This is a genomic window from Collinsella aerofaciens (assembly GCF_015556945.1).
Taxonomy (GTDB): Bacteria; Actinomycetota; Coriobacteriia; order Coriobacteriales; family Coriobacteriaceae; genus Collinsella; species Collinsella aerofaciens_AO.
The window spans coordinates 1-4,240 of the sequence record NZ_JADNNH010000050.1 but is presented as its reverse complement, the minus strand read 5'-3'; the positions used below and the strand labels follow the sequence as shown (position 1 = coordinate 4,240).

Below are 4,240 nucleotides of genomic sequence, written 5' to 3'. Positions count from 1 at the left end.
CTTTCGGGTTCACCATCCATGATGGGGCGCGTTTCTAACGAAGCCGTAACGGCCGTTGGGCTCTTTTGGCGCCAGCCCTTCTCGACCCGTACGCCACTCTTGGTATGTTTATCGTGATAATAAGGACGGAGGTGCCCGTGGCACGCAATAGGTACCCGGAGGAGACGGTCGAGAAGATTCTCGACGTTGCCGAGCGGCTCCTCGTGGAGCGCGGCTACGAGCGCACCACGATGATCTGAAGAGCAATACGCTAAACCGAAAAAGGCAAACCCTGGAGACGCGATTTTCGCCATAACGAGCAAGAATATCGAAGATGTCTGCACACCATTGGCGTAGGAAGGGGAACAGCCAGTTGCAATCAGCGGACACTCTTGCGCGTATGCGACTGAAAGCATTATCCCGAGATACCTAGCATATTTAATCAGGGCTGCCAGTGGCAGCGTGAGGGCAATCTAGGGGTGGCGGTTCTGCCCGCTGTCGTCCCGTGCTGATTTTGGCTTGCGAGGCGATTCTGCTATCCTGCGAGTTGAAAAGGTTCCATCCCGGTGACAAGAGCTCCCCTGCTCTTCCGCGAACAGCGGATAGCCGGGGTGGTCGTTTGTTAGTAGTACTTTTTTGAACGATAAAGTTACCGTGATAATCAAGCGGTTGACTGCCGTTGCCTAAGCAGTCTTGTTATATCGTTGCCACAGTCCCCGGCGCAGTGCGCAGCTCCTGCCGAATCTTCCGAAAGCGTTTCGGGACTTTGGCAAGCTCCATCTTCTGAGGGGCATCGACCGTACCCGCTTCCTTCGCCGTTTCGTAATACCAGCACTTGTAATCCACCATCTCCATGGTGTGCTGCAATTCCTCCATCTGCTGTTTCAGAACTTCTTGTTGGCGCCGGAACATGGCAAGGCGCAAATCGATGGTGTCGTCTCCTTGCAGCGCCATCTCGATGTACTGCCGGATGTCCTTGATGGACATCCCGGCTTTCTTCATGCAGCCGATCACCTGCAGCCATTCGATATCCGATTCCCGGAACATGCGAATGCCACCGGAGGAGCGCTCCACGAAGGGCAGCAGCCCCTCCTTGTCGTAGTAGCGCAAGGTGGACGCCGCAACCCCCAGCAGTTTCGCCATTTCCCCCACCGTATAGACCATCTGAAAACCCCTCCGAATTATTCCAGAATCCCCTTGACTTAAAGTTAACTTTAAGTTCTAGGATGCACATGAAGTTCAAAGGAAGCATGCTTCCAAACAGAATGTTTGTCAATCATAAGGAGGGGAATCGAACGTGAACAGGCCGTATGTTTTCTGCCACATGATTTTTCTGCCACATGATGTGCGCTTTGGACGGAAAGATCATGGGCGGTTACATGGGAACGCCGCAGGGCAAAGCGGCGGGCGATGCGTTCTACGACATCGCCTTCGGGAAAGAGCCCTTTTACCATCACCAGGGCTGGCTGTCCGGCAGGGTGACGACGGACGACAACTTCACCTTCTACAGGAAGCCGGACCTGGACGAAGATGCGCCGGCCGTTCCGGCAGGTGATTTCATCGCGCAGCCGGACTTCGGAATGTTCTATGTCTCCGTGGACCCCCACGGCAAGCTGGGGTGGGAAAGCAGCACCCTGCGCTATGTGGACACCACCGCCCATGTCGTCGAGGTGCTGACAGAACAGGTCGGCAACGCCTACAGGGCATTTTTGAGAAAGCTGGGAATCTCGTACATCATCGCGGGAGAAACGGAGCTGGATCACGGTCTGGCCCTTTCCAAGCTGAAAGAAAAATTCAGCATCGAGACCCTGATGCTGGGCGGTGGCGGCGTGCTGAACTGGTCGTTCCTGCAAGCGGGGATGTGCGATGAGATCAGCATCGTGTTGGCGGCGGCGGCAGACGGGAGCCCGGATACGCCGCCGGTTTTCCGAGCCGCAGAAGGCATTTCGGAGAGCAAGGCCCTTGGCTTCACGCTGAAAGAGGCGAAGGCCATGGACGGCGGGGCGGTCTGGCTGCGCTATGGCGTGAATCGATAATCCTAAGCAGGAGGTTTCAATTATGAGGTATGAACGAAAAGAGCAGTTCGAGAAGGTCAACGCATTCGACACGGGAACGGCGAACACCGCCTATGCCCAATACTTCACCGGCGATTCGTTCCTGAATCCGCTGACCGATCCGGAAGGTGGCCTGTTCGCCGCCAACGTGACCTTCGAGCCGGGATGCCGCAACAACTGGCATATCCAACACGCGGACAAAGGAGGCGGTCAGCTCCTACTCTGTACGGCTGGCGAGGGCTGGTACCAGGAGGAAGGCAAGGCCGCCGTCAGCCTGCACGAGGGCTCCGTCGTGATGATCCCCGCCAACGTCAAGCACTGGCACGGAGCGAAGAAGGACAGTTGGTTCAGCCATATCGCAGTGGAGGTTCCCGGCGAGAATTGCGAGAACGAGTGGTGCGAGCCGGTATCCCATGAAGAGTACGCAAGGCTGTAGGGAGGAACGAAACATGGCAGTCAAGCAGACGGCAGGCAGAGATGCCCTGGGCGAATTCGCCCCGAAATTCGCGGAACTGAACGATGACGTGCTCTTCGGAGAGGTCTGGAGCCGAGAGGGGCAGCTCAGCCTCCGCGACCGCTCCCTCGTGACCGTCGTCGCGCTGATGGCTCAGGGACTTACCGATGAGAGCTTCCGCTATCACCTGGCGGAGGCAAAGAAGAACGGTATTACAAAAGAAGAAATCGCGGAGGTCGTGACCCATGCAGCCTTCTACTGCGGCTGGCCCAAGGCGTGGGCGGTTTTCCGCATGGCAAAGGATGTCTGGGGCGAGGAGTAGAACGATGATCTTGAATGAAACCTACCCGTTGGCAAACGGAGTCCAGGTTCCCAAGCTGGGACTGGGCACCTGGTTCATCGACGATGCCGAGGCGGCGGAAGCCGTTCGCGAGGCGGTAAAGCTGGGCTATCGCCTGATCGACACCGCGCAGGCCTACGGAAACGAACGCGGCGTCGGCGAGGGCGTGCGCACCTGCGGCGTTCGCCGGGAAGAGCTTTTCGTCGCCAGCAAGATCGCGGCAGAGCTGAAGACCTACGAGGATGCGGCGAAGTCCATCGATGAGACGCTGGAGAGGATGGGGCTCGGCTACCTCGACCAGATGATCATCCACTCTCCCCAGCCGTGGAGCGAGTTCCGTGTGGAGAAGCGCTATTTCGAGGAGAACAAGGAGGTCTGGCGTGCGTTGGAGGATGCGCGGGCGGCGGGCAAGGTCAAGGTAATCGGCGTGTCCAACTTCCTGCAAGATGACCTTGAGAACCTCCTGAGCTCTTGCCGCGTGATGCCCATGGTCAATCAGGTCCTCCTGCACATCACCAACACCGATTCGGCATTGGTGGACTTCTGCAAGGCGCAGGGCATCCAGGTGGAGGCATACTCTCCCATTGCCCACGGCGAGGCGCCGAAGAATCCGGCGATCGTTAAGATGGCAGAGAAGTACGGCGTATCTGCCGCCCAGCTCTGCATCCGCTACGTCCTTCAGCTTGGAGCCGTCGCGCTTCCCAAGACGGCAGATCCCGCCCACATGGAAAGCAACGCGGACGTGGATTTCGCGATCTCCGAGGAAGACATGGAAACTCTCAAGAACATGGAGCGTATCGTCAACTATGGTGAATTCAGCGCATTTCCCGTGTTCAGCGGAAAGCCTCTTGCATGAGGAGAAAGCGTGAAATGAAAACCTTGATTCTGTACTACTCCTATGGAGGCAACACGAAGCGCATCGCCGAGATGATCCAGAGGGAAATCGGCGGGGATATTGCTCGTATGGATACGGTTGTTCCCTACGATGGCGATTATGATGAAGTCGTCAATCAGGGGCAGCGTGAGATTGCCGAGGGTTATTGCCCGGAACTGAAGCCGCTGAACATTGGCTGGAGAGATTACGACGCCATCATCCTGGGTTCTCCTGTCTGGTGGTACACCTTTGCGCCCGCCATGCGCAGTTTCCTGGAGCGGGCTGACCTGACCGGGAAGATCGTGTATCCGTTTGCCACCAATGGCGGCTGGCTGGGACACGCGCTGAAGGACTTTGAGGAAGCCTGCAAAGGCGCAATCGTGAAGCCGGGCCTCGATGTGCAGTTCGATGAATCCATGCTCCGTACCTCTGAGAAAGATATTCAGGCATGGATTAATACTATCCGCACTGATATCTTCTGTATTGAAGACGTCGATGGTGCACCCGTATACCATTGACGTCGACACCATCAGATGCGG

General features: G+C 57.1%; 7 protein-coding genes. 6 read left to right on the top strand and 1 reads right to left on the bottom strand.

The features are described 5' to 3' along the window. Nucleotides 1–137: 137 nt before the first annotated feature. Nucleotides 138–239, top strand: coding sequence for a TetR family transcriptional regulator (locus tag I2F59_RS09690; protein ID WP_195503998.1), 102 nt, complete (start codon nt 138–140; stop codon nt 237–239). Nucleotides 240–675: 436 nt separating this feature from the next. Here the strand turns inward: I2F59_RS09690 and I2F59_RS09685 are convergent, their stop codons facing one another. Continuing rightward, nucleotides 676–1,143: a MerR family transcriptional regulator gene (locus I2F59_RS09685; protein WP_195503997.1), complete on the bottom strand. Its 468-nt coding sequence runs from the start codon at nt 1,141–1,143 to the stop codon at nt 676–678. A gap of 179 nt (nt 1,144–1,322) precedes the next feature. On the opposite strand from I2F59_RS09685, the gene I2F59_RS09680 reads away from it, so the two are divergent. The 5 genes from I2F59_RS09680 to I2F59_RS09660 are packed head-to-tail and all read left to right on the top strand — an operon-like array spanning nt 1,323 to nt 4,219. Continuing rightward, complete coding sequence (locus I2F59_RS09680) at nt 1,323–2,015, top strand: dihydrofolate reductase family protein (protein WP_229065441.1); 693 nt, start codon at nt 1,323–1,325, stop codon at nt 2,013–2,015. 22 nt (nt 2,016–2,037) lie between these two features. Beyond that, nucleotides 2,038–2,469, top strand: a complete 432-nt coding sequence (locus I2F59_RS09675) for a cupin domain-containing protein (protein ID WP_195503995.1) — start codon at nt 2,038–2,040, stop codon at nt 2,467–2,469. Between the two features lie 13 nt (nt 2,470–2,482). Then, nucleotides 2,483–2,809, top strand: coding sequence for a carboxymuconolactone decarboxylase family protein (locus I2F59_RS09670; protein ID WP_152068646.1), 327 nt, complete (start codon nt 2,483–2,485; stop codon nt 2,807–2,809). 4 nt (nt 2,810–2,813) lie between these two features. Further along, nucleotides 2,814–3,683: an aldo/keto reductase gene (locus I2F59_RS09665; protein ID WP_195503994.1), complete on the top strand. Its 870-nt coding sequence runs from the start codon at nt 2,814–2,816 to the stop codon at nt 3,681–3,683. 14 nt (nt 3,684–3,697) lie between these two features. Next, nucleotides 3,698–4,219 (top strand): flavodoxin, encoded by a 522-nt coding sequence (locus I2F59_RS09660; RefSeq protein ID WP_229065440.1) that lies wholly within the window; start codon nt 3,698–3,700, stop codon nt 4,217–4,219. The last annotated feature ends 21 nt before the right edge of the window (nt 4,220–4,240 follow it).